Below are 25,537 nucleotides of genomic sequence, written 5' to 3'. Positions count from 1 at the left end.
AAATGAAGAGGAGTTTTATGAAGATGAAAAAGTGGCAACGTTCTTTATTGACTATGTTATTCGCTATTGGGGGACTTAGCGGAACAGTTCTTTTGAATCATCCGATTGTTAACGGACAAACGGTTAATGGAATAGAAATTAAAAATACATCAATTCAACAAAAAACAACACAAGAACAATCACAGGATAAGATGATTCCATTTCAGATTTTAGGAATCAATGATTTTCACGGTGCATTGAATACCACAGGCTCATTCTTTGACGACCAAGGAAATAAAGTAGCAAACGTTGGAACAGCTCCATTGCTTGCGGGTTATTTGGATCAGGCACAGGAACGGTTTGCAATAGCTAACCAGAATGCTCAAACGATACGTGTACATGCAGGTGACATGGTTGGAGCAAGCCCGGCAAGTTCAGGGTTACTTCAAGATGAACCTACAATTAAAATATTGAATCAGATGAATTTTTCTATAGGAACATTAGGGAATCACGAGTTTGATGAAGGTCTTGAAGAATTTAATCGGATTATGATTGGCGGAACACCTTTAGAGGATCCTTATGGTATTTTAAAAAATTATCCAAGAGAAGCATCGAAAACTGAAATTGTAATTGGAAATGTTGTTAAAAAGGGAACTGAGGAGATTCCATTTAATTGGAAGCCTTACACAATCAAAGAAATAGGAACAGGGACTAATAAAGTTAAAGTTGGCTTTATTGGTGTGGTTACAGCTGAAATTCCCAATCTAGTATTAAAAGAACATTATGAAGCTTATGATTTTTTGGACGAAGCAGAAACGATTGCCTATTATTCCAGCAAGTTGAAGGAACAGGAAGTGAATGCGATTGTTGTTTTAGCTCATATTCCAGCAACTAGTAAAGCAAATAAAGTCAATGGTGAAGCAGCTAGTGTTATCAACAAAGTCAATGAGCTATATCCTGAAAATAGCGTAGATGCATTTTTCGCAGCGCATAATCACCAATATACGAATGGTGTGGTCAATAAAACACGAGTTGTTCAGTCTACATCGCAAGGAAAAGGCTATATTGATTTACAGGGAGTTCTTGACCCGAATACTAATGATTTTGTAGATACACCAACAGCAAAAGTCTTGCCGGTTGACCCAACAGGAAAAGACGTACCAAAGCTGGATGAAAAAGTTGAAGCAACTGTAAAAGATGCACAACAACGGGTAGAGGCAGTCACAAATAAGAAAATTGGAACGGCTAAAGATAGCGGAGCGATCACTCGAGAAGTGAATGAGTCAAAAGAATCGCCTCTCGGAAATCTAATTACTGATGGCCAAGTTGCTATGGCAAAAGCTCAGGGAATCAATGCTGATTTTGCCATGACTAATAATGGTGGAATTCGTGCTGACTTAGCGGTTGGAGAAAATAATGAGATTACATGGGGTGCAGCTCAAGCAGTTCAACCTTTTGGTAATATCATGCAAGTAGTCGAAATGACTGGAGCACAAATTCATCAGGTTTTAAATGAGCAGTATGACGAAGAAGGACGCTACTTTTTACAAATTTCTGGTTTAGCTTACACGTATGTAGCAACTGGAGACCAAAATCAACCTTTCGAAGTCCGAGAAATGCATAAAACAGATGGCACACCAATTCAGGCGGATCAGACATATCTTGTAGTAATCAATGACTTCTTATTTGGTGGAGGGGATGGTTTTTCTGGTTTCACTGGAGCAAAATTAGTAAATGCAATTCAACCAGATACAGAGACGTTTATCGGGTATATTGAAAGCAAAGAAGCTGCAGGAGAGTTAATTTCGGCATCAATAGAAGGTCGTAAAAAGTTAGCTGAGCCAATAATAGATCCTGAATTTCCAGAAGCGAACGATGCCGAAGCAAAAATAAAAAAAGCGACTATTTTTGATCCTCTGTATGAAGATGATGAACTATTGAGAGGAGTTACTTTACCAAATGCGACCATCGTTCTTTACGATGGGGAAATCCCGCAACCTAAAGCTAGAACAGCAGAACTTCCAGAAGGAGATCTAGTAGGGCATGCTGACTCTGAAGGGCGTATTAAAATCAATGTGACTTCATTGAAGCTTCAAGGAAAAAGAAAATTAACTGCCGTAGTGTTGGATGAAGAAAAAAATAAAGTTGTCTTTCCAATAGAAATTTTAGCGAAAAAAGAAGTGATTATAGATCCGACAAACACGAAGGAGCTTCCAGAAACAATTGCCGGGAAAGAATTGCCGAAAACAGGTGAGGAGCAAATGGATGTATCGGTAGTTATAGGTTTGGTATCTATTAGTATAAGTTTTATAGTGTATTTAAAAAGAAATATTTAAAAAGATATAGGTATGAAGCCTTACAATTGCAGCAGCAGTGCTTGTAATTGTAAGGCTATTTTTTGAACAGATAAACTAATCAATTTCCATGATCAACAGGAGAGAAAGAATACAAAAAGTAATGTCCGAAGCGTGAGTTAGAGATTTTTTTAAGTTAAACCAGAAAAACACGAACATTAAAAAGAAAATGCATCTTTAAAGTTAATAATTTGTTGAAAAGGAGAATACTCTAACTTATACTTTAAAAGTATTCATCAGGAAATAGGAACATGCACTTATTATTTTGATTCAATTTGATAAATAATCCTGATAAAATTTTATAGTACAGAGGAGAGAAACAAATTCATGGAAAAGTTTTTCAAATTAAAGGAAAACAAAACGACGGTTTCAACTGAAATGATGGCAGGGGTAACGACATTTTTTGCAATGAGTTATATTTTATTTGTAAATCCATCTATTTTATCTCAAACAGGAATGCCGTTTCAAGCTGTATTTTTAGCAACAATTATTGCTTCAATAATTGGTACATTGATTATGGGACTTTTTGCAAATGTTCCATATGCGCAGGCTCCTGGAATGGGATTGAATGCGTTTTTCACTTTTACTGTTGTTTTTGGTTTAGGATATACATGGCAGCAGGCGTTAGCGATGGTTTTTATTTGTGGATTGATCAATGTCTTGATTACAGTAACTAAAATTCGCAAATTGATTATCAAAGCAATTCCAGAAAGTATGCAGCATGCGATTGGCGGCGGTATTGGAATTTTTGTAGCTTACGTGGGTATTAAAAATGCCAAACTATTGGATTTTACTGTACAAAAAGAACCAACGAAAGGTGTTGTTAATGGAGATAGCATTGTTCCAGCGTTAGGAAATTTCAACAACCCTGAAATTATATTAGCAATTATAGGTTTAGTTTTAATGACAATTCTTGTTATTTTAAATGTTCGTGGAGCGATTCTAATTGGTATCGTAACAACGACAATTATTGCAATTCCCATGGGCGTAGTTGATTTGTCAACGATCGATTGGCAAACAAATTCTTTAGGAAATTCTCTTAGTGAATTAGGAACGACTTTTGGTGCTGCTTTTGGCCCAGACGGCATGCAAACATTGTTTAGTGATGCATCAAAAATTCCTCAAGTGTTGATGACGGTTATTGCTTTTAGTTTGTCCGATACGTTTGATACGATTGGTACATTTATTGGAACAGGACGTCGGACTGGAATTTTTTCTAAGGAAGATGAATTAGCTTTGGAAGATAGCAAAGGTTTTTCTACGAAAATGGACAAAGCGTTGTTTGCAGACGCGATTGCAACGTCTATTGGAGCCGTTGTAGGGACATCAAATACAACGACTTATGTTGAAAGTGCAGCAGGAATTGGTGCTGGTGGACGTACTGGTTTAACTTCAGTTGTTGTTGCAGGATTATTTGCATTAAGCAGTTTATTTTCACCACTAATTGCAGTTGTTCCAGCACAAGCAACTGCACCAGCATTAATCTTAGTAGGTATAATGATGTTGGCTTCATTTAAAGATATTCAGTGGAATGATTTGGAAGAGGCAGTTCCAGCGTTTTTTGCATCAATCTTTATGGGGCTATGTTACAGTATTTCATACGGAATTGCAGTAGGATTCATTTTTTATGCGATTGTTAAAGTAGCGAAAGGTAAATTTAATGAAGTTTCCCCAATTCTATGGATTGTTAATGCATTATTTATTTTGAACTTTATTATTTTAGCCATTTTATAAGTTGGGATTTTTGGAAAGATTTATTCTAACTTTACTGATTTATCTAGATTTTATGAGATTAAGATGTAACTCGCAGAGTTATGTCTTAGTCTCTTTTTAGTTTATTCACAGAAAAAATTTTTGAGAGATTAGGAAATTTGGAGTATAGTTAGTGATGAAGAACTGGTGAGGTGTTCGTTAAAATGAAAATTAATTGGAAAAAAAATTTAATGGTTGCTTGGCTAGGTTGTTTTTTCACTGGAGCTAGTATTAGTTTAGTTATGCCGTTTATTCCTGTTTATGTTGAGCAGTTAGGGACGCCGAAGAATCAAATTGAGCTTTTTTCAGGACTTGCAATATCTGTCACAGCATTTGCTGCAGCAATTGTAGCGCCTGTTTGGGGAAATTTAGCTGATAGAAAAGGACGTAAACTAATGATGATTCGAGCGGCAGCTGGAATGACTATCACAATGGGGTCCTTGGCTTTTGTTCCAAACGTATATTGGTTATTGATTATGCGCTTTTTTAATGGCATTCTTTCTGGCTATATTCCTAACGCTACAGCTATGATTGCATCACAAGCACCTAAAGAAAAAAGTGGTTGGGCTTTAGGTACTCTTTCAACAGGAGCGATTGCAGGAACGTTGATTGGTCCATCGTTTGGTGGAGCCTTGGCTCAGTGGTTTGGTATGGAAAATGTGTTTATTATAACTGGATTTGTACTATTAGTTACTACTTTGTTGACGATTTTCACGGTTAAGGAAGATTTCCAGCCAGTTGAGAAAAAAGACTTACTAAGTACGAAAGAAATTTTCTCGAAAATGAATCATGTGTCAATCTTAATTGGTTTGTTTATAACAACCTTGATTTTACAAATCGGTGTTACGAGTATTAGTCCGATTTTAACGCTGTATATTCGATCATTGAGTCACGATACTGGAAATATTTTGTTTATTAGTGGATTGATTGTTTCTGTGGCAGGAGTATCAGCGGTAATTTCTTCACCGATTTTAGGGAAACTTGGGGATAAGATAGGAAATCATAAAGTGCTGTTAGCTGGATTGATATTCTCAATAATTTGTTATATACCTATGGCTTTCGTTACGACTCCATTTCAATTAGGCTTATTGCGCTTCTTTTTAGGTTTTTCTACAGGTGCACTGATGCCTTCAATCAATACCTTGATTAGTAAACTCACACCATCTGAAGGTGTAAGTCGGATTTATAGTTATAACCAAATGTGTAGTAACTTTGGCCAAGTTTTGGGTCCGATGGTTGGTTCTACTGTTGCGCATGGCATGGGATATAGTGCAGTGTTTATTGTAACGGCATGTTTTGTTTTAGCAAATATTTGTCTTTCTTTGTTTAATTTTCGCAAAATTTTAAATAAAAGACTGTAAACAGTTGAAAACATAAAAAAACCAGTTACAATGTTTGTAGTAACTGGTTTTTTTATACTGGTAATTTACACAATTTAACAACTGAATTAGTTCTTTGAGCTATTGGACACGTGTGTTTTCTTTTTTTGGCACTGCGAATTGACCAATCAATATGATAATCACACCAGTGATCAATGATATAATTGTTGTTAACATAAAATCATAAGTACCACCATTTAAGGCACCGCCGATGTAGCCGACAACTTGTCCTAGTAAAAAAGACCACAACAATACAAGAATGTAACGCATGGATTGCACCTCTTTTCTAGCTTTAGTTTAGCACAATTTTTTTAAATGTAAAGAAATTCAAAGGTACATTTTTTATTTGAAATACTCACAAGAAACGGTTGAATTAGAAGTAACTTACATAGGTAATAATCACTTCTGTTCCAACCGTATATAAAAGGAGATGTCTTATGCCCTTTCCACAATTGTATACAATAACTTCCTACTCATTACTTTCAAGTACCATTCGTATTCAAGAATTAGTAGAGCAAGCAAAAAAATTAGGCTATACGACCTTAGCTATAACGGATATCAATGTATTACATGGAGCGGTCGAATTTTTCGAAGCATGTAAGAAAGAAAAAATCAAACCAATTATCGGTTTGACTTTAGAATATACACCTCAAAAATCCGAACAATCTGCCCAATTGTTGTTATATGCAAAAGATCTAGAAGGCTATAAAAACTTAATGCGTATCTCCACGGCAAAGACGAATAGTGAAAAGTTTTTTTACTTAGAGGGAATCAAAGATTATTTGAAGCATCTATTCGCTGTAATGCCATCTGATAAAGGAGAAGTCGCTTTTGCCTTGAAAAGAGATGAGCAGGAAGCTGCAGAAAGTTTAGCTCAATTAATGCAGTTTTTTGATAAAGATTCTTTTTTTATAGGAGCTTCTTTTACTTGTAACCAGGAGACTGAACCTAAGCTATTCCAATTTTACGAAGAAAAGATGCAACGATTAATTGCTTTGCAAGAAACGCGTTACTTAAATCGAGAAGACGGTTTTGCAGTAAGGGTACTAGCTCACATTAACGAAGGGCAACAAATGACTTTAAACGCTGGAGATACCGAAGTGGATGGTCCGTTTTATCTGAGAAATCAATCCGAAGCTGTAGCGCAACTACGTGAAAAAATTGGTGAACAAGCAATTCAACATGCAGAACTTCTTGCTGATTCATGTTCCTTAGAAATTCCTTTGCATCAAAAATTACTTCCTCATTATCCGATTCCAGAAGGGAAACAAGCAGGAGAGTACTTAGAAGAATTATGCTTGCAGAAATTGCCTGAACGAATAAATAACCCTTCATCTGAGTATGAAAAACGTTTAGCAAAAGAGCTGAGTATTATTCACACAATGGGATTTGATGATTATTTTTTGATCGTTTGGGATGTGATGGCTTTTGCTCATGAGCGAAAAATTGTTACAGGAGCTGGACGTGGATCTGCAGCTGGATCTTTAGTTTCGTATGTTTTATCCATCACTGATGTTGATCCAATCAAGTATGATTTGCTTTTTGAACGTTTCTTAAATCCTGAAAGACATTCGATGCCTGATATAGATTTAGACATTCCGGATAATCGCCGAGAAGAAGTGTTGCAATATGTTCGAGAAAAATACGGACACTATCATATGGCTCAAATCGCTACCTTTGGAACAATGGCGGCAAAAATGGTTCTAAGAGATGTTGCAAGAGTTTTTGGACTTTCTCAAAGTGAGTCGAACCGATGGTCAAATGCAGTTCCCAGCGCCTTGAAAATGACACTAGAAACAGCCTATTCTGATTCTAAAAATCTAGTTGAATTGGTGAATTCTTCTGATAGCAACCGTTTGTTATATGATACAGCAGTTCGTTTAGAAGGACTTCCACGACACGTTTCGACACATGCTGCAGGAGTAGTGATCAGTGACATGGATCTCTTAGAGTTGGTTCCGTTGCAGCCTGGTTCAAATGACATTTTCCTTACTCAGTTCACAATGAATGATGTTGAAAAAATCGGACTATTAAAAATGGATTTTTTAGGTTTGAGAAATTTATCGATCATTGATGATACCATTAAATCTATCAAACGTGTCTATAAAAAAGAGATCGTGTTAAACCAAATTCCATTAGACGATGAAAAGACCTTAGCGTTGTTTAGAAAAGGGGAAACAAGTGGTGTTTTCCAATTTGAATCAGCTGGGATCAGAAATGTATTAAGAAAGCTTGGACCGACAAGTATTGAAGATATTGCGGCTGTTAACGCACTTTATCGACCAGGTCCGATGCAGAATATTGACTTGTTTATCCGTAGAAAAAAAGGACAAGAAGCAATTGATTATCCAGATCCGATCTTAGAACCGATATTAAAAAATACGTATGGCATCATTGTGTACCAAGAGCAAATCATCCAAGTTGCTTCTAAAATGGCAGGGTTCAGTTTGGGACAAGCCGATATTTTGCGACGTGCAGTTAGTAAAAAGAAAAAAGAGGTGTTGGATGAAGAAAGAAGACACTTTGTTGATGGTGCGATGAAACAAGGCCACAACGAAGATGTCGCAACGAAGATCTATGATTATATCGAACGGTTTGCTAATTATGGCTTTAACCGGTCACATGCATTTGCCTATTCATTTATCGGATTTCAAATGGCGTATTTAAAAGTACACTTTCCTGGTGCGTTTTACGTGGCAATTCTGCATTCGGTCAGACATAATCCAAATAAAATTAAAGAATATATCGGTGAAGCTCGTAAAAACAAAATGGTTATTTTACAACCATCAATTAACACTAGCCAATATAGTTTTCATCTAAATAATCATGGTCAGATCGTGTTTGGTTTTAGTTCGTTAAAAGGAATTCGTCGAGATTTTATACAAAATATTCTGGATGAACGTAAAGAACGGGGCGCATTTCAAACATTTGATCAATTTTTATTACGTATTGATCGCAAGTGGCTGAAAGCTGAAAATATTCAACCTCTAATTGCAATAGGTGCTTTTGATGAATTACAAGGAAATCGTCGACAGTTAGCGGTCAGTCTGGATAGTGAAATTCAAAATATCATTTACAGCGGTGGTAGCATGAATCTTTTAGAAGATACATTGAAGCTTAAAGAAGTAGAAGTTGCTGACTACACTTTAGAAGAAAAATTAGAACAAGAAGAACAATATTTAGGTGTCTATCTGTCTGGTCATCCAACAGAAGAGTTTAAAAAAACACGTCTGGCTAAACAAGTGATGCTAATTAGTGATGTGGTGGAAAATCAACCTGGGAGATTATTAATTTATGTGAAAGATATACGAGTAATCCGCACAAAAAAAGGAGAACAAATGGCTTTTGTAGAAGGTGATGATTTAACCGGTTCATTATCTTTGACTCTCTTTCCAGCTGTTTTCAGAACGCTTCGTCAAAACGTTGAAAAAAATCAGGTATACTATGTAGAAGGTAAAATCGAAAAAAGTAATTACAATCAAGAACTGCAATTACTAGTAAACCAAATTGAAAAAGCCAGTGACATCGAAAAGAATATTAGTGCAACAACGTGTTACTTAAGAATTGTTGAAGAGAAAGATCAAAAAGACATTTTGCAAAGTGTTCATGAGGTGATTAAACAATACAAAGGCAATACACCAGTGATTATGTACTTTGAAAAAAATGGAAAGAAGTTAGTTCTGGGTGAAGAAAATTGGTTGGCTGACACAGTCGCTGCAAAAGAACAGTTGGAAACAATTTTAGGGATTGAAAATGTTGTTTTCAAATGATTTACGGTAAAAAATACTAGTTGTTTTCATCTTTTTCATTTTTTTCTTCTTAAATCAAGACATTTTGCACTATTAATGGTAAAATGAGTGACGTAATATTTTTGAGTAATAAATAACTGTGACAAAACTCGTTACAGCTTAAAAGTATATTATATGAGGTGAAAGAACGAATGAAACGTATCGGTATTTTAACCAGTGGGGGAGACGCCCCAGGAATGAACGCTGCAATTCGTGCAGTAGTACGTAAAGGGATTTTTGACGGAATCGAAGTTTATGGAATCAACTACGGTTTTGCAGGTTTGGTGGCAGGAGATATTCGTCGTCTGGATATTGCTGATGTTGGCGATAAAATCCAACGTGGGGGAACATTTTTATATTCTGCACGTTACCCTGAATTTGCAACAGAAGAAGGACAACTAAAAGGTATCGAACAATTGAAAAAATTCGGTATTGAAGGCTTAGTCGTTATCGGCGGTGACGGTTCTTATCATGGTGCAATGGCTTTGACAAAACGCGGATTTCCAGCTGTAGGTATTCCTGGGACGATCGATAATGATATTCCGGGAACGGATTTTACGATTGGTTTTGATACTGCGATCAATACAGTTTTAGAATCAATTGACCGTATTCGTGATACAGCAACTTCACATGTACGTACATTCGTTATTGAAGTAATGGGACGTGGTGCAGGTGATATCGCTCTTTGGTCAGGTGTGGCCGGTGGTGCAGATGAAATCATCATTCCAGAACACGACTTTGATATGAACAATGTTGCACAACGCATTAGAGAAGGTCGTGACCGCGGGAAAAAACATTGCTTGATCATCTTAGCAGAAGGCGTTATGGGCGGAAATGAATTTGCTGATATGCTCTCTCAACATGGCGATTTCCATACACGCGTATCTATTTTAGGACACGTTGTTCGTGGTGGCTCACCAAGTGCTCGGGATCGCGTTTTAGCAAGTAAATTCGGTTCATATGCGGTTGAATTATTAAAAGCCGGAAAAGGTGGTCAATGTATCGGTATGCTTGATAACGAAGTTGTTTCAGCAGATATCGTTGATACATTGGAAAACCACAAACATAAACCGGATTTATCACTTTATGATTTAAATCAAGAGATTTCTTTTTAAAAATAAGCTGTATAAAGTATCCTTGAGGAAAATAAACTTAACTAACGTATAAACAAAAATGGAATAGGAGCGTTTGGTAATGAAAAAAACGAAAATCGTATGTACGATCGGACCAGCTAGTGAGTCTGTTGACATGCTAGTAAACTTAATGAATGCAGGGATGAATGTTTGTCGCTTGAACTTCTCACATGGTGATTTTGAAGAGCATGGCAACCGTATTAAAAATATCCGTGAAGCTGCAAAAATTACAGGGAAACGTGTCGCAATTTTGCTTGATACAAAAGGACCTGAAATTCGTACGAACGAAATGGAAAATGGTGCAATCACTTTAAAAACTGGTGATACAGTACGCCTTTCTATGACAGAAGTTTTAGGAACAAACGAAAAATTCTCAATTACTTATCCAGAATTAATTAACGATGTAAACGTTGGTTCTCATATTCTTTTAGATGATGGATTAATTGATTTAGAAGTAACTGATATTGATCGCAATGCAAACGAGATAGTTACTGAAATCAAAAACGAAGGTGTATTAAAAAATAAAAAAGGCGTTAACGTGCCGGGTGTTTCTGTAAAACTTCCTGGAATCACTGATAAAGATGCTGCAGATATCCGTTTTGGGATCGAACAAGGCGTTGACTTTATCGCTGCAAGTTTCGTTCGTCGTGCAACTGACGTTTTAGAAATTACTAAAATTTTAGAAGAACAAGACGCAACACACATCCAAATCATTCCTAAAATCGAAAACCAAGAAGGTATCGATAACATTGATGAAATCCTAAAAGTTTCTGACGGTTTGATGGTTGCTCGTGGAGACATGGGTGTTGAAATTCCAACTGAAGACGTTCCTGTTGTTCAAAAAGAATTAATCAAAAAATGTAACTCTTTAGGTAAACCAGTTATCACTGCAACTCAAATGTTAGATTCTATGCAACGTAACCCACGACCAACTCGTGCGGAAGCAAACGACGTTGCTAATGCAATTTATGACGGAACTGATGCAGTAATGCTTTCTGGTGAAACAGCTGCTGGAGATTATCCGTTGGAAGCTGTTCAAACGATGGCTCGCATCGCTGTTCGTACAGAAGAAGCCTTGATCAATCAAGATTCATTTGCACTAAAACTATACAGCAAAACAGATATGACAGAAGCTATTGGTCAATCAGTTGGTCACACTGCTCGTAATTTGGGTATCCAAACAATCGTTGCAGCAACTGAATCAGGACACACAGCTCGTATGATTTCTAAATATCGTCCAAAAGCTCATATCGTTGCAATCACATTCTCAGAACAAAAAGCACGCAGCTTATCATTATCTTGGGGTGTTTATGCAACTGTTGCTGAAAAACCATCAAGTACTGATGAAATGTTCAACTTAGCGACACACGTTTCTCAAGATGAAGGCTTTGCAAGCGAAGGTGATTTGATCATCATCACTGCTGGTGTACCAGTAGGTGAAAAAGGAACTACAAATCTAATGAAAATCCAAATGATTGGATCAAAATTAGTTCAAGGTCAAGGAATCGGAGAAGCTTCAGTTATTGCTAAAGCAGTTGTTGCTAATACTGCTGAAGAAGCTGTTGCTAATGCAACAGAAGGTTCTATTTTAGTTGTTAAGACAACAGACAAAGATTATATGCCTGCAATCGATAAAGCAATTGCTTTAGTTGTTGAAGAAGGTGGCTTAACTTCTCATGCAGCAGTTGTTGCAATTGCTAAAGATATTCCAGTAATTGTTGGTGCTGCTGATGCAACAAGTTTAATTGCAAATGACGAATTGATTACTGTTGATCCTCGTCGTGGTATTGTATACCGCGGAGCAACTACAGCAATCTAAAACGTTAAATCTGCTCTTTAATGAAGGGAATGAATCATGTTATATGATTTATTCCCTTTTTTTATAAAAGGAAAAGAAATTATACTTTTCATTGTGAATATTTTCTCAAATAGCTTTTAAAACGATTTCATACATGGTATAATCTAATTGTTACGATAAAAAATAAATACAGGAGTGATTATATGAAAGCAGCTGTTGTAAGTAAAGAAAATAATGGAAAAGTAGAAATCAAGGAGTTAGACATTAGACCACTTGAAGCTGGTGAAGCTTTAGTGGATGTAGAATATTGTGGAGTTTGTCATACTGATTTACACGTAGCTCATGGCGATTTTGGGGAAGTACCTGGAAGAGTAATCGGTCATGAAGGAATTGGTATTGTTAAAGAGATTGCCCCAGGGGTAGAAAGTTTGAAAGTTGGAGACCGTGTAAGTATCGCTTGGTTTTTTGAAGGATGTGGAACTTGCGAATATTGTATTACTGGCCGTGAAACATTCTGTCGCCAAGTAAAAAATGCAGGTTTTTCTGTTGATGGTGCAATGGCAGAACAATGCATCGTTAAAGCGGATTATGCTGTTAAAGTTCCAGAAGGATTAGATCCAGCACAAGCCAGCAGTATCTCGTGTGCAGGAGTTACATGTTATAAAGCAATCAAAGTTTCTGATGTAAAACCTGGTGAATGGGTGGCGATTTACGGTATCGGTGGCTTAGGTAATTTAGCAATTCAATATGCTAAGAATGTCTTTAATGCAAAAGTAATTGCCATCGATATTAATGATGATAAGTTAGAATTTGCAAAAGAGTTAGGTGCTGATTTAGTATGTAATCCTCTAAAAGATGGTGATGCCGGCGAATGGATTCAAGAAAAAGTTGGCGGTGCTCATGCAGCGGTTGTTACAGCTGTTTCAAAAGTGGCATTCAATCAAGCTGTTAATTCAGTTCGAGCTGCAGGTAAAGTTGTAGCAGTAGGTCTTCCACCAGAAACAATGGATTTAGAAATCGTTAAAACAGTATTAGATGGTATTCAAATTGTAGGTTCTCTTGTAGGTACGCGAAAAGATTTAGAAGAAGCATTCCAATTCGGTGCAGAAGGAAAAGTTGTGCCAGTTGTTGAAACACGCTGTCTACATGAAGTTAATGATATCTTTGAAGAAATGGAACAAGGGAAAATCAAAGGAAGAATGGTTGTAGATTTAAAGAAATAAATTCAATCTGAATTGAAATGACAAAAAACCCTCAAAGTCTAGGTTTTGGGGGTTTATTTGTGTAATAAACATATTTTTTTTATTTAAGTTATTAAATTGAATTAATATTAAAATTATGAATTGGATGTTCTTGAAACAATATTTTATTTTTTCCGTTTATATTTATGTACTTTGATAGCTTCTTAAAATAGATTCTGTTACTATTAATATTAGTATTTGTAAAAAAGTTTGCGACTGTGAATGCTATTAGAATGTATATTTTCTGAAAATAAAAAACTATTGAAATTAGACTAGGAGGATTAGCAATGAAAGAAAGTGCAAAAGCAGGTATCTCGTTTGGTTGTGCGCTAGCGCTAGTTATTTCGTATGTGAATTGGCATAGTATATTGTGGGCAATATTCCATGGGATACTAAGTTGGTTTTATGTTATTTATTATGTAATTGTTTATGGTTTGAATTAAAATTAAACTCAAATAAAAAAATGGGTTACGTTCAAATACTTAGATACGTAATATAAATGATAGTTCCTCTAATTTGAATTTTTTTGAGTGTCTGGTTTTCTTGGTTCTTTTTTAAGGTGAAATTTAGATAAGATAAGTTTTTTTTCATTCATCTTTATCCGAAATTAAAAAAAATTAAACAATAGGTTTTCAGAAAATTTCTGTTAATAATAGGGCAAATTATGCTATAATTACATAATTAAGATGGGAGGTTGGGTGCAATGGAATCCATTTCAAAAGATTTTGCCGTTCAACTGTTAAACGATGATGCACAAAGGATTATGATGTTGATACGCAATCAAAAAAATAGCCTATGTATTTCCCAATGTAAAGCTTTTGAGGAAGTCGTAGATACACAAATGTATGGTTTTTCTCGCCAAGTAACTTATGCAATTCGTCTAGGTATTTTAAGTTCAACAGAAGGACATCAATTACTTAGTGATTTAGAAAAAGAACTAAATCAATTATATAGTGACGTTTATGAGGAAACACAAGAAAAAAAAGATATGGGCAAGGAGGTTTAAGCTTTGCCAAATAAGATAAAAAAAAGACATCTATTAGATTATAGTATTTTGATTCCTTACCTAGTTCTCAGTGCTGTGGGGTTGATTATGGTATATAGCTCGACATCTTCGTTGTTAGTGTCAAAGGGTTTGCCGCCAACAGGTATGGTTATCTCTCAATTACAATTTTGGGTGTTAAGCTTAGTAGCGATGTTTTTTATTTACAAGATGAAAACAACTGTTTTTCAAAATAAAGCGTTTATTATGTTTGCAATCGCAGTAATATCTGTTTTATTAATGGCCGTTAAATTTACACCGTTAGGTAGAACGATTAATGGTGCTTCTGGTTGGCTATATTTAGGCGCTTTTTCAATGCAGCCAGCTGAATATTTGAAGATTATGGTCATTTGGTATTTGGCTTTTATTTTGGGACGCAGACAGAAGTACATTGATAAAGAATTTAAGAAAGCAGTATTCAGACCAATGCTTTTGGTTGGTTTTTTAGTTTTTCTAGTTGCCATTCAACCCGATTTAGGGAATGCTGCTATTTTGACTTTAATAGTGGTTATTATGCTGTTAGCTAGCGGTGTGAATTATATGTACACGTATATTGTGGGTGGTGCTGGTATTTTTGGTAGTATTGTCATTATTCAAGCCTTGATCATAAGTAAAGGAAGTTTTATTCCTGAGAGATTTCAATATGTCTATCAACGCTTTGCTGTATACTTGAATCCGTTTAAAGATGAACGAAACACTGGACATCAATTGGCAAATTCATACTATGCAATCAATAATGGTGGCTGGTTTGGAAAAGGATTGGGCAATAGTATTCAGAAAAAAGGCTTTTTACCAGAAGCACATTCAGATTTTATTTTTGCTATTACGATTGAAGAGCTAGGCTTATTAGTTTCCTTGATAATTTTGGCGATTTTGATGTTTATGATTGCTCGTATTATTTTAGTAGGCGTACGCTCTAAAAAACCATTCAATTCATTGATGTGTGTCGGTATTGGTTCAATGTTATTGTTACAAGTTTTTATTAATTTAGGTGGTATTACAGGAGTTATTCCTTTGACTGGTATAACCTTTCCATTCCTCAGTCATGGGGGAAACAGTGTGCTAATTATTTCTATCGCTGTGGCGTTTGTATTGAATATTAGTGCAGATGAAAAAAAACAAAAAATAGATCAAGAGTACCGATTACTTGGTAATCAATAAATATAAATGAAGGCAAAGAAATGGCAGGACAAATGTTGCTTCCGTCATGTTTCGGAGATAGACACTTCTTTTGTCAGCCAAAAAAAACGGGTAGGAGTGAAAGAATGAAAAAAGTTTTAGTAGCAAATCGTGGAGAAATTGCAATTCGAATATTTAGAGCCTGCACAGAAATGCACATCGGGACAGTGGCAATCTATGCGGCAGAAGATGAATATTCTGTTCATCGTTTTAAAGCTGATGAGGCTTATTTAGTTGGTAAAGGAAAAAAACCAATTGAAGCCTACCTTGATATGGAGGATATTATTCGTATCGCTAAAAAATCTGGTGCTGATGCGATTCATCCAGGCTATGGTTTTCTTTCAGAAAATTTAGAATTTGCTCGTCGTTGTGAGGAAGAAGGTCTTATTTTTGTTGGTCCTTCTTTGCACCACTTAGATATTTTTGGAGATAAAATAAAAGCCAAAGAAGCTGCTGTAGCAGCAGGCATCGCATCTATACCTGGATCTGATGGACCAGTTGATACCGTGGAAGACGTCTTGGATTTTGGACGTACACATGGTTTCCCTATTATGATTAAAGCCGCACTTGGTGGAGGCGGTCGCGGAATGCGTGTAGCTCATGATGAAAAGGAAGCTAAAGAAGGCTACTTGAGAGCAAAAAGTGAAGCAAAAGCTGCATTTGGCTCTGATGAAGTATATGTAGAAAAATATATTTCTAATCCTAAACATATTGAAGTTCAAATATTAGGTGATAAACATGGGAATGTGATTCATTTATTTGAACGAGATTGTTCGGTTCAACGTCGCCATCAAAAAGTGGTAGAAGTAGCTCCGTGTATTTCAATGAGTGAAGCCAAACGAAAAGAAATTTGTGATGCCGCCGTTCAACTAATGAAGCATGTTGATTATATCAATGCAGGAACAGTAGAGTTTTTAGTTGAAGGCGATCGATTTTATTTTATTGAAGTGAATCCTCGTGTTCAAGTAGAGCATACGATCACTGAAATGATCACTGATATTGATATCGTTGTTTCTCAGTTACAAATTGCTCAAGGTTTGGATCTGCATAAAGATATGAAGATCCCTGCTCAAGAGGACATCACTTTAAATGGTGCAGCTATTCAATGCCGTATTACAACAGAGGATCCATTGAATCACTTCATGCCTGATACTGGTAAAATTGATACCTATCGATCACCAGGTGGTTTTGGCGTTCGATTGGATGTTGGAAATGCCTACTCTGGTGCTGTGGTGACTCCGTATTTTGATTCTCTATTAGTAAAAGTCTGTACACATGGATTTACTTTTGAAAAAGCAATTCAGAAAATGGAACGTTGCTTAAGAGAATTTAGAATTCGTGGTGTTAAAACGAATATTCCGTTTCTGCACAAAGTGATTGGTCATCCTGAGTTTCAGTCGGGTGAAGCCAAAACAACATTTATTGATAGTACTCCGCAGTTATTTGAATTCCCTAAATTAAGAGATCGTGGCAACAAAACAATGAAGTATATTGGTGAAGTAACCGTTAACGGTTTTCCAGGGATTGAAAAATCAACAAAGAGATATTTTGATGCTCCACGTATTCCAACTGATTTAGAATTACGCAGTGATTATGTGACAGCAAAAAATATTTTGGATACAGATGGTGCGAGTGGTGTAATCGATTGGATCAAGAAGCAAGAGAATGTATTATTGACTGATACGACTTTCCGTGATGCACATCAAAGTTTATTAGCTACACGTGTTAGAACGCAAGATTTCAAAGAAATTGCACGTTTGACTGGAGAAGGTCTTCCGGAGTTATTCTCAAGTGAAATGTGGGGTGGTGCAACTTTTGATGTTGCTTATCGTTTCTTGAATGAAGATCCATGGCAAAGACTACGAAAAATTCGTAAATTGATGCCAAATACATTGCTACAGATGTTGTTTAGAGGATCAAATGCTGTAGGATACCAAAATTATTCAGATAATGTTATTGAAGAATTTATTAAAGAATCAGCAAGACAAGGCATTGATGTATTTCGTATTTTTGATAGCTTAAATTGGTTGCCACAAATGGAAAAAAGTATTCAAGCTGTTAGAGATACAGGGAAAATCGCTGAAGCTGCCATTTGTTATACTGGTGATATCAATGATCCTTCTAGAGCAAAATATAATGTTGAGTATTACAAAAATATGGCAAAAGAACTTGAAAAAATGGGTGCGCATATTATTGCAATCAAAGATATGGCTGGTTTGTTAAAACCCCAAGCAGCATACCGTTTAATTAGTGAGCTGAAAGACACTACTGACTTACCAATTCATTTGCACACTCATGATACTAGCGGTAATGGTATTATCACTTACTCGGCAGCTACGAAGGCTGGCGTAGACATTGTTGATGTAGCAACAAGTGCAATGAGTGGAGCAACTAGTCAGCCAAGTATGAGTAGTTTATATTATGCTTTAGTAAATGGTGAGCGTACGCCAGACGTTAATATTGACAATACGCAAAAACTAAACCATTATTGGGAAGATGTTCGTATGTATTACAAACCATTTGAAAATGGATTGAATGCACCACAAACAGAAGTGTACATGCATGAGATGCCTGGTGGTCAATATTCCAATCTACAACAACAGGCCAAAGCTGTTGGTTTAGGGCACAAATGGGATGATATCAAAAAGATGTATCATACTGTTAACTTGATGTTTGGTGATATTGTTAAAGTAACCCCATCTTCAAAAGTCGTAGGAGATATGGCATTATTTATGGTTCAAAATAATTTAACTGAAGAAGATATCTATGCCAATGGTGAAGATTTAAGCTTCCCAGAATCAGTAGTGACATTTTTCCAAGGTGATTTAGGTCAGCCAGTTGGCGGATTTCCTAAAGATTTACAAAGAATTATTTTAAAAGGACGTCCTGCATTCACTGAAAGACCTGGGGATTTGGCAGCACCTGTAAAATTTGATAAAGTAAAAGCAGAATTGACTGAAAAAATCGGTTATGAGCCAAAAATGGAAGAGATATTGAGTTACTTAATGTATCCTCAAGTATTCTTAGATTACCGTATATCATATCAAAATTTTGGAGATGTCACATTATTAGACACGCCAACTTTCTTCCAAGGGATTCGTCAAGGTGAATCTGTAGAAGTACAAATTGAAAAAGGGAAGACATTGATTATTCGACTAGATGAAATTGGGGATCCAGACATTGAAGGGAACAGAGTGTTATTCTTCAATTTAAATGGTCAACGTCGTGAAGTAGTCATAAAAGACACGTCTATTAAATCTTCTATTCAGGCAAAACGTAAAGCAGAACCAACAAATAAAGAACAAATCGGTGCAACGATGTCAGGATCTGTACTCCAAGTTTTAGTAAATAAAGGAGACAATGTCAAAAAAGGTGATGCTCTCCTGGTTACAGAAGCGATGAAGATGGAGACTACCATTGAAGCACGTTTTGACGGTGTTGTAGAACATATTTACGTTCTTGAAGGCGAACCAATCAGTTCAGGCGATCTATTAATAGAAGTAAAAGAAAATTAAACGAGAAGTGGGGAGAAAGATGAGACGATTTTTAGCTTTTTTGGGCATTTTCTTTGTAGTCCTAACAATTGGCTATTTACAGCCTGTCTTTTTTCCTGTTGAAAAAAAGCAGCAAGAAGCAGATACTGGGGGGCTTCAAGCCTCCCTTACTGCATTGCCTTACGAAGAAATTCCAACTTCTGGATACGCTACTTACATAGGGGAAAAAACAATTGATTTTGTCACTGATTATGGAGAACCAATTGAAAAGCAAAAAACGGGAATGGGCTATGAACTATGGATATATGGAGAAAAAGATTCTGAATATTTAGAAGTGAATGTCAAAGATGAAAAAATCACAATGCTCAAAGCTTTTAATAGTTCAAAAAAAACAGCTCCTTTTTCTATCGGTATGACATTATCAGAAGTTTCAGAATTGATGACCATTTATTCAGATTTTGCATTTACATATAAAGAAGAGAACTATAACATTGAATTGATGGAAGAAGATATGAATTATCGTCCATTGATTGCGTTTGATAATAAAACATTTGCCATTTTGTTTTTTAATCAAGGAAATGGTCAATTGGCTGCTGTGACGTATTTAGATAAAGAAACATTACTGACTTTAATGCCTTATCAGCTAATGGAAGGTGAAGCAGTACCTATATTGATGACGGAAAAAACAAATGGATTTGACGCAATAAAAAGTCATCAGGTCATTAGGATGATCAATTTATTGAAGCTAAAAGAAAATTTACCTGCGTATCATGTGAATACCGAGAATCAAAAAAATGCTCAAAAACTTTTTGAAACATTAGCTAAAAACACAAAAAGCATTCTTTCAACTGAAAGAGCTGAAATTTGGCAATTTAGTAAAGAGCAAGCGACAGCATCAGAGATATTTACTTTAACAAACGATGAGTATCAAAAATTGTTGAAAATTGGACAGCTGGATAAAAAGAAAGCGACTGGAATATTTACCGAACCAATCTATGATCCATCTTTTACAGTTCTAGCATGGTTTTCTGATTCATTATACCATTCACGTTTTGCACATAGAGAAAATGAAAACATTGGCGTTGCTTTCTCTAAAGCAAGTATGTTAGTCTTATTACAAGAGACAGAAAAAGAAATATCTCAGACAGAGGAAAGTGAGTAATTATGATAGTAACAGAAAAACTATTTGAAATAGAAGATCAAACAGAAAAACTTGTTCAAGCTATCTTAACAAGTGAAAGTATTGAATCTTATAAAATAAATCGCCAAGCAATGTATGAATCCAAAGATATTCGTGAGAAACAGAAAGCTTTTTTGGATGCTAAAGATTCTTTTGAACGAATCGAAGCATATGGGAATCATGCGCCAGATTTTCGGACAAAACAAAGAGCTCTTCGACAGGCCAAAAGAGCGTTGGATATGAGCGATGAAGTAGCTGAATTTCGTTTTTCTGAAACAGCTGTTCAAACAATATTAGATTTGGTTGGTATGTCAGTAGCTAAAACAATTTCAGAGGATATTAAAGTAGATGCCGGGAATCCTTTCTTTGAAAAAGGGAAACATTCGGGTTGCGGAGGTAATTGTCATGCAAGTTAGCGAAGAAAAAGAGTTTACAATCCAAAAACGTCGCTGTTTAGTTGTTTGGGTCTATAGTCTAAAACAACTTAAAACATTAAAACGTTATGGCTTGATTCACTATGTATCTCGTCGGATGAAATACGTTGTGATTTATATGAATGAAGAAGATATTGAACCCTCAGAAGCTAAAATCAATGGGTTGCATTTTGTTCGTAAAGTAGAACGTTCTTATCGTCCGGATGTAGAAATGAATTTTGCAGAGAAAATTGGGACAAAGAATGCGTATCAATATGAAAAAGAAGAAGGTTTTGAAGTAGAAGAATTAAACACCCAAATCCGTCTAGCTGAAAACGTGTAAAAATTAAGATGAAAAATGTGAACGGACTTCAAACATTTTTCATCTTTTTTCTGTATATTTGTTATACTATTATAAGTATTGGATGTCAAAGAAAAGGAGCGGTAAAAGATGCGAGTTATTTCTGGAGAATATGGGGGACGCCGTCTAAAAGCACTCGATGGTGATAATACTCGACCTACAACTGATAAGGTAAAAGAAGCAATTTTCAATATGATCGGTCCTTATTTCGACGGAGGAATAGCTTTAGATTTGTATGCTGGCAGTGGCGGACTTGCAATTGAAGCAGTATCTAGAGGGATGGACAAAGGGATTTGTATTGAGAAAAATTTTGCTGCTATTAAAATCATCAAAGAAAATATTGAAGTGACGAAAGAACCAGAAAAATTCATCATAAAAAAGATGGATGCAAATAAAGCATTGGAGTACCTAAAAGAGGATGGAACAAAGATTGATTTAGTTTTGCTTGATCCACCATACGCAAAACAGGAAATCGAAAAACAAATCGATCGAATGCTAACATATGATTTATTAAATGAAGATGCCATTGTTGTTTGTGAGACTGATAAATCTGTAAACCTACCTGAAACGATTAGTACGTTAGTAAAATTTCGTGAAACAACATATGGTATTACTCAAATAACGATTTATAAACAGGAGGAAAAAAATGACTAAAATTGCTCTTTTTCCTGGTAGTTTTGATCCGCTGACGAATGGTCATTTGAATATGATTCAGCGCAGTACTAAACTGTTTGACAAAGTGATCATTGGTGTTTTTGTTAACACAAATAAATCCGCTCTTTTTACATTGGAAGAAAAGCTTTCGCTGATAAAAACCGTGGTAAAGGATCTGAAAAACGTTGAAGTGATTGTTCAGGAAACAAAGCTGACCGTTGAAGTTGCTGAGCAGTTAGGTGCTAGTTTTTTAATTCGTGGTATAAGAAATGTGAAGGACTATGAATATGAAAAAGATATTGCTATGATGAACCATCATCTAGCACCCGAATTAGAAACAGTCTTTTTAATGGCGGATGAATCATATGCTCATATTAGTTCAAGTTTGTTAAAAGAAGTGTTGAAGTTCGGCGGGGATGTTTCTGCCTACTTACCATCAGTTATTTGTGAAGCATTAAATCAAAAGAATCGTGAGATGAAACCCAATGAATAATAATCATGAAGAAAAAGTATCAATCAAGTCGATATTTCCTTTCGGAGTAATCATTTTATTGATCATTATATTGATTTTTCCTATTCCTTATTATATTGAAGGTCCCGGTACAACTGAGAATTTGAAAGAATTCGTTACGGTAAATAATAAAAAAGATTCAGAACCAGGAGCTTTTTATCTGACAACTGTTGGTGTGCGCAAAGCGACTTTAGCTACAGCGTTAAAAGCAAAATTTTCTAATTTTGAAGAACTAGTTAGTAAAAAAGACTTAATGGGTTCAAGCACAAACAGTGAATATGAACGGATACAGCAATATTATATGGATTCTTCAAAAAATGCTGCGATAGAACAAGCACTTAAACTTGCTAAAATTCCTTATGAAATGACATTTAAAGGTGTTTATGTTTTAGCAATTGAAGATAATTCTAACTTTAAAGGAAAAATATCTGTTGGTGATACAGTAACCGGAATTGATGGAAAGACTTTTAAAAGTAGTCAAGAATTTGTTGATTATGTAAAAAAACAAAAAGTTGGACAAGAGGTTACTGTTACTTATTTACAAGATAACAAATCAAACGAGGCAACTGGCAAATTGATTGAACTACCAACTGATAAAAAAGCTGGTATCGGTATTGGGCTAACTGATCATACAGAGATTCACTCTTCTATCCCAGTTGAAATTGATGCTGGAGATATTGGTGGACCATCGGCAGGGCTGATGTTTACCTTGCAGACCTATGAGCAATTGACTCAAAAAGGGATTCGTAAGGGACATAAAATTGCTGGTACAGGAACAATTAATAGTGACGGTATTGTTGGAAGAATAGGCGGAATCGACAAAAAAGTGGTCACAGCTAGCAAAAATAATACAGAAATCTTTTTTGCACCAGACGATGAAATTACAAAAGAAATGAAAAAAGCGGAACCAGGAATTAAAACAAATTATGAAGAAGCAAAAGCTGCTGCTGAAAAAGTCGGGACCAAAATGAAAATTATTCCTGTAAAAAATGTACAGGATGCGTTGAATTATCTTGAAAAATTAAAAGAAAAATAATAAAAAGAAAGCCAGACAATAAAATGTTTGGTTTTCTTTTTTCTATTTATTTCAAAAAAGAACTGTAGATTTCTTGAATAATCCAAGTAGTAGAGAAGTTAAACGTAGCTTTGAAGGGTCCTATATGAAAGAAGCCTCCTAAAGCAAATAGTAAAAGAACGATTATTGCAAGGATACTAAAAAAGTAATAGCTCAACTTATAAGCTAACACAGGATTATTAACAATTCTGTCAAATTTTCGCTCACGATATATTTTTCTTGTAACAAGCATATCTTCCAAAGCAGGTATTTCTAACAATTGCCGTTTCAAGATATCTGCATCTTGTTGACCTAGTAACTCTGAAAAAATATGATCCTCAGATTCAAAGTCAAAAGTATACGTATGAAGAGCAACTCGTTTTGGTGGGAAAGAATCTTCCCAATCGAAATAGTTTATTTTATTTTCTTTTAAAGTAATAGCTTTGATCGTGTCATAAGGATAACTAAAGAACGTTTGTTGATCTAAAAATTCGATAATTGTTGTAAAAATCATTCTTTGATTTGTAAAAATTAAGATTCTATTTCCCCTCAAGTCATTGAAATCTTTCACATAAGCTTTCGCTTCTTTAGATTCTGGATGATACATTCCTAGTAAACCAAGCCCAACTGCAGAAGCATTTTGTCCGTCGCTGGTCATTGGTAAATAAGCTCGTATTTCTTCATCATCTTCTAAGTAAGGTTTAATTTTTTCTATAAAGTCCTGTAAAAAAATATACATCTTTGTTTGATTGAATAAATTCTTTTTTTGCTGTGTATTCAACTCATTTTTTGAGTCACTTGTTATTTCTTTATTGATCTGGTTAATGACAGCTTTAAAAGGATTGACCATTTGAAATTCCTCCTTAAATTTTAAAAATGTATGCTCTGACAGGAAAATATGAAAGTACAGTTGGCTCATATCAATAACTGTTTGAGTTTTTTTCTTCCACGTGAAAGGTGATTATAGACTTGTGAAACATCTATATTCAATTCTTCGGCTATTTCATTTGGTGTGTCTTGATAGTAATAATATTTTAAGAAAATCAATTGATCTTCTTGTGTTAGATGGTGCAATAAATCTAAAAAATCTTCTTTTTCAAAATAATTTTCTTCTAGAATACTCTCAGGTAGTTGTTCCATGGGAATCATCTTCTGTTGTCGAATAATCAAACGTTTTTTGTCCAAACAAATATTGCGTGTAATAGTTAAACTCCAAGTTTTTAGACTACTTTTTTCCTCGCTATAAGTAGAAATTTTTTGCCAAATACGATAAAAAACCTCGTTTTCAACTTCTTTGTGATAGGTTCTTTCATCCGTATGATTTAAGATAGATCGGATACATTTAACGATATCAGTCCCGAAAAGATCAATAAATTTTTCTAACCCTAAAAAATCTTTATTTATTAAAAGTTCGATTATTTCCTTTTCCATCTTTTATCACCTTCTTACTTTATTATACGACGGAGTTTCTTTTTTTCTATCATGAAAAGATAAAAATAATGCGTATCTTTATCTTGAAGGAGGAAAAGTATGGATTATCGTACCGTGTTACACAAATATAAGCAATATTTGATTATAGGAGCCGTTGTGGTCGTAGCATTGGTGATCATTGTTATATTGGTTTTAGGTAAATCTACTACTGATATGTTGCAAGATGAAGAATTAGTTATACCCTCAGCTAGCTCATCACAACTCCCAGAAACAGAATCGATTTCTAGGCAAATATACGTGGATATCAAAGGCGCAGTGGAAAAACCAGGGATGTATGAAGGAACGGCCAATATGCGTGTCTGGGATGCCGTAATGCTTGCTGGAGGGGTAAGTGAAGAAGCAGATACAAAACAAGTCAATTTTTCTGAGCGGATTATTGATCAGATGGTGATCTATGTACCAAAACTAGGTGAAATAATTCAAAACCCTGAAAAAAATGATGATTCTATAGAAAAGCAAAATGATGATACTAAGAAGATTAATTTGAATCAAGCAAGTGAGACAGAATTACAGACTTTGCCTGGGGTCGGTCAAAAGAAAGCTCAAGAAATTATTCGATTTCGGGAAGAAAACGGTGGGTTCAAAACAATCGAAGACTTAAAGAATATTTCAGGATTTGGAGAGAAAACATTTGAAAAGTTAAAAGATTCAATTACTTCCTAAAAACTGTATTTTTTTAATTCTGGGAGGTGGAAAGTAACTATTTTTACAAATATCTTGTGCAGGTTCTTGAC

The 25,537-nt window shown here is 35.3% G+C and carries 21 protein-coding genes; 18 read left to right on the top strand and 3 right to left on the bottom strand.

Translation table 11 applies throughout. The annotated features are described in order from the left end of the window. The first annotated feature begins 23 nt into the window (after positions 1-23). From BCR23_RS00475 to BCR23_RS00465, 3 genes are all read left to right on the top strand, one after another. A complete protein-coding gene (locus BCR23_RS00475; RefSeq protein WP_069633544.1) occupies positions 24-2,315 on the top strand; it encodes a bifunctional metallophosphatase/5'-nucleotidase in 2,292 nt (763 codons plus the stop codon). A gap of 345 nt (positions 2,316-2,660) precedes the next feature. After that, a complete protein-coding gene (locus BCR23_RS00470; protein WP_069633543.1) occupies positions 2,661-4,067 on the top strand; it encodes an NCS2 family permease in 1,407 nt (468 codons plus the stop codon). A gap of 182 nt (positions 4,068-4,249) precedes the next feature. Next, positions 4,250-5,446, top strand: coding sequence for a multidrug efflux MFS transporter (locus tag BCR23_RS00465; protein ID WP_069633542.1), 1,197 nt, complete (start codon positions 4,250-4,252; stop codon positions 5,444-5,446). 99 nt (positions 5,447-5,545) lie between these two features. Here BCR23_RS00465 and BCR23_RS00460 read toward each other — a convergent pair whose 3' ends face one another. Next, the gene (locus BCR23_RS00460) at positions 5,546-5,734 is read right to left on the bottom strand and encodes a YjzD family protein (protein WP_069633541.1); all 189 of its coding nucleotides are present in this window, start codon (positions 5,732-5,734) and stop codon (positions 5,546-5,548) included. A 167-nt stretch (positions 5,735-5,901) separates the two neighbouring features. On the opposite strand from BCR23_RS00460, the gene dnaE reads away from it, so the two are divergent. From dnaE to BCR23_RS00395, 14 genes are all read left to right on the top strand, one after another. Beyond that, a complete protein-coding gene (gene dnaE, locus BCR23_RS00455) occupies positions 5,902-9,234 on the top strand; it encodes a DNA polymerase III subunit alpha (RefSeq protein ID WP_069633540.1) in 3,333 nt (1,110 codons plus the stop codon). Between the two features lie 170 nt (positions 9,235-9,404). Beyond that, a complete protein-coding gene (gene pfkA / locus BCR23_RS00450; RefSeq protein ID WP_069633539.1) occupies positions 9,405-10,367 on the top strand; it encodes a 6-phosphofructokinase in 963 nt (320 codons plus the stop codon). A gap of 79 nt (positions 10,368-10,446) precedes the next feature. Beyond that, positions 10,447-12,204: a pyruvate kinase gene (pyk, locus tag BCR23_RS00445; RefSeq protein WP_069633538.1), complete on the top strand. Its 1,758-nt coding sequence runs from the start codon at positions 10,447-10,449 to the stop codon at positions 12,202-12,204. A 182-nt stretch (positions 12,205-12,386) separates the two neighbouring features. Beyond that, positions 12,387-13,406, top strand: coding sequence for an alcohol dehydrogenase AdhP (adhP, locus tag BCR23_RS00440; protein WP_069633537.1), 1,020 nt, complete (start codon positions 12,387-12,389; stop codon positions 13,404-13,406). Between the two features lie 305 nt (positions 13,407-13,711). Further along, positions 13,712-13,867 carry a hypothetical protein gene (locus BCR23_RS14670; protein ID WP_167352140.1) on the top strand — a complete coding sequence of 52 codons (156 nt, stop codon included), beginning with the start codon at positions 13,712-13,714 and terminating at the stop codon, positions 13,865-13,867. 260 nt (positions 13,868-14,127) lie between these two features. Then, complete coding sequence (locus BCR23_RS00435) at positions 14,128-14,430, top strand: Fpa/YlaN family protein (protein ID WP_069633536.1); 303 nt, start codon at positions 14,128-14,130, stop codon at positions 14,428-14,430. Positions 14,431-14,433: 3 nt separating this feature from the next. Further along, on the top strand, positions 14,434-15,627 hold the full coding sequence (locus BCR23_RS00430; protein WP_069633535.1) for an FtsW/RodA/SpoVE family cell cycle protein: 1,194 nt from the start codon (positions 14,434-14,436) through the stop codon (positions 15,625-15,627). Positions 15,628-15,731: 104 nt separating this feature from the next. Further along, positions 15,732-19,160, top strand: coding sequence for a pyruvate carboxylase (locus BCR23_RS00425; RefSeq protein ID WP_069633534.1), 3,429 nt, complete (start codon positions 15,732-15,734; stop codon positions 19,158-19,160). A gap of 19 nt (positions 19,161-19,179) precedes the next feature. Continuing rightward, positions 19,180-20,301, top strand: a complete 1,122-nt coding sequence (locus BCR23_RS00420) for a CAP-associated domain-containing protein (protein WP_069633533.1) — start codon at positions 19,180-19,182, stop codon at positions 20,299-20,301. 2 nt (positions 20,302-20,303) lie between these two features. Next, positions 20,304-20,735 (top strand): YlbF/YmcA family competence regulator, encoded by a 432-nt coding sequence (locus BCR23_RS00415; protein ID WP_069633532.1) that lies wholly within the window; start codon positions 20,304-20,306, stop codon positions 20,733-20,735. After that, positions 20,725-21,075, top strand: coding sequence for a YlbG family protein (locus tag BCR23_RS00410; protein ID WP_069633531.1), 351 nt, complete (start codon positions 20,725-20,727; stop codon positions 21,073-21,075). Before BCR23_RS00415 ends, BCR23_RS00410 begins: the two co-directional genes overlap by 11 nt. A gap of 108 nt (positions 21,076-21,183) precedes the next feature. Next, a complete protein-coding gene (rsmD, locus tag BCR23_RS00405) occupies positions 21,184-21,747 on the top strand; it encodes a 16S rRNA (guanine(966)-N(2))-methyltransferase RsmD (protein ID WP_069633530.1) in 564 nt (187 codons plus the stop codon). Then, the gene (coaD, locus tag BCR23_RS00400) at positions 21,740-22,240 is read left to right on the top strand and encodes a pantetheine-phosphate adenylyltransferase (RefSeq protein WP_069633529.1); all 501 of its coding nucleotides are present in this window, start codon (positions 21,740-21,742) and stop codon (positions 22,238-22,240) included. Before rsmD ends, coaD begins: the two co-directional genes overlap by 8 nt. Further along, complete coding sequence (locus BCR23_RS00395; protein ID WP_069633528.1) at positions 22,233-23,294, top strand: SepM family pheromone-processing serine protease; 1,062 nt, start codon at positions 22,233-22,235, stop codon at positions 23,292-23,294. The genes coaD and BCR23_RS00395 overlap by 8 nt, the downstream gene beginning before the upstream one ends. Before the next feature lie 46 nt (positions 23,295-23,340). On the opposite strand, the gene BCR23_RS00390 is transcribed toward BCR23_RS00395, so the two are convergent. Both BCR23_RS00390 and BCR23_RS00385 read right to left on the bottom strand, forming a co-directional pair. Beyond that, positions 23,341-24,162: a PH domain-containing protein gene (locus tag BCR23_RS00390; RefSeq protein WP_069633527.1), complete on the bottom strand. Its 822-nt coding sequence runs from the start codon at positions 24,160-24,162 to the stop codon at positions 23,341-23,343. Between the two features lie 65 nt (positions 24,163-24,227). Then, positions 24,228-24,743, bottom strand: coding sequence for an RNA polymerase sigma factor (locus BCR23_RS00385; protein ID WP_069633526.1), 516 nt, complete (start codon positions 24,741-24,743; stop codon positions 24,228-24,230). 99 nt (positions 24,744-24,842) lie between these two features. Between BCR23_RS00385 and BCR23_RS00380 the strand changes: the two genes are divergently transcribed. Further along, positions 24,843-25,466: a helix-hairpin-helix domain-containing protein gene (locus tag BCR23_RS00380; RefSeq protein ID WP_069633525.1), complete on the top strand. Its 624-nt coding sequence runs from the start codon at positions 24,843-24,845 to the stop codon at positions 25,464-25,466. Positions 25,467-25,537 lie beyond the last annotated feature (71 nt).

Source organism: Enterococcus quebecensis (genome assembly GCF_001730365.1).
GTDB classification, from domain to species: domain Bacteria; phylum Bacillota; class Bacilli; order Lactobacillales; family Enterococcaceae; genus Enterococcus_L; species Enterococcus_L quebecensis.
The sequence above is the reverse complement of the archived record's forward strand: the minus strand, read 5'-3'. Positions and strand labels throughout refer to the sequence as shown.

Excerpts from the sequence above, each read along its gene's own strand:
- BCR23_RS00465 (WP_069633542.1), top strand. The coding sequence starts at position 4,250 with ATGAAAATTAATTGGAAAAAAAATTTAATGGTTGCTTGGCTAGGTTGT.
- BCR23_RS00415 (WP_069633532.1), top strand. The coding sequence starts at position 20,304 with ATGATAGTAACAGAAAAACTATTTGAAATAGAAGATCAAACAGAAAAA.
- BCR23_RS00470 (WP_069633543.1), top strand. The coding sequence starts at position 2,661 with ATGGAAAAGTTTTTCAAATTAAAGGAAAACAAAACGACGGTTTCAACT.
- BCR23_RS00425 (WP_069633534.1), top strand. The coding sequence starts at position 15,732 with ATGAAAAAAGTTTTAGTAGCAAATCGTGGAGAAATTGCAATTCGAATA.
- adhP (WP_069633537.1), top strand. The coding sequence starts at position 12,387 with ATGAAAGCAGCTGTTGTAAGTAAAGAAAATAATGGAAAAGTAGAAATC.
- pyk (WP_069633538.1), top strand. The coding sequence starts at position 10,447 with ATGAAAAAAACGAAAATCGTATGTACGATCGGACCAGCTAGTGAGTCT.
- BCR23_RS00410 (WP_069633531.1), top strand. The coding sequence starts at position 20,725 with ATGCAAGTTAGCGAAGAAAAAGAGTTTACAATCCAAAAACGTCGCTGT.
- BCR23_RS00435 (WP_069633536.1), top strand. The coding sequence starts at position 14,128 with ATGGAATCCATTTCAAAAGATTTTGCCGTTCAACTGTTAAACGATGAT.
- BCR23_RS00395 (WP_069633528.1), top strand. The coding sequence starts at position 22,233 with ATGAATAATAATCATGAAGAAAAAGTATCAATCAAGTCGATATTTCCT.
- BCR23_RS00385 (WP_069633526.1), bottom strand. The coding sequence starts at position 24,743 with ATGGAAAAGGAAATAATCGAACTTTTAATAAATAAAGATTTTTTAGGG.
- dnaE (WP_069633540.1), top strand. The coding sequence starts at position 5,902 with ATGCCCTTTCCACAATTGTATACAATAACTTCCTACTCATTACTTTCA.
- BCR23_RS00380 (WP_069633525.1), top strand. The coding sequence starts at position 24,843 with ATGGATTATCGTACCGTGTTACACAAATATAAGCAATATTTGATTATA.
- BCR23_RS00390 (WP_069633527.1), bottom strand. The coding sequence starts at position 24,162 with ATGGTCAATCCTTTTAAAGCTGTCATTAACCAGATCAATAAAGAAATA.
- BCR23_RS00460 (WP_069633541.1), bottom strand. The coding sequence starts at position 5,734 with ATGCGTTACATTCTTGTATTGTTGTGGTCTTTTTTACTAGGACAAGTT.
- BCR23_RS00420 (WP_069633533.1), top strand. The coding sequence starts at position 19,180 with ATGAGACGATTTTTAGCTTTTTTGGGCATTTTCTTTGTAGTCCTAACA.
- BCR23_RS14670 (WP_167352140.1), top strand. The coding sequence starts at position 13,712 with ATGAAAGAAAGTGCAAAAGCAGGTATCTCGTTTGGTTGTGCGCTAGCG.
- pfkA (WP_069633539.1), top strand. The coding sequence starts at position 9,405 with ATGAAACGTATCGGTATTTTAACCAGTGGGGGAGACGCCCCAGGAATG.
- BCR23_RS00475 (WP_069633544.1), top strand. The coding sequence starts at position 24 with ATGAAAAAGTGGCAACGTTCTTTATTGACTATGTTATTCGCTATTGGG.
- coaD (WP_069633529.1), top strand. The coding sequence starts at position 21,740 with ATGACTAAAATTGCTCTTTTTCCTGGTAGTTTTGATCCGCTGACGAAT.
- rsmD (WP_069633530.1), top strand. The coding sequence starts at position 21,184 with ATGCGAGTTATTTCTGGAGAATATGGGGGACGCCGTCTAAAAGCACTC.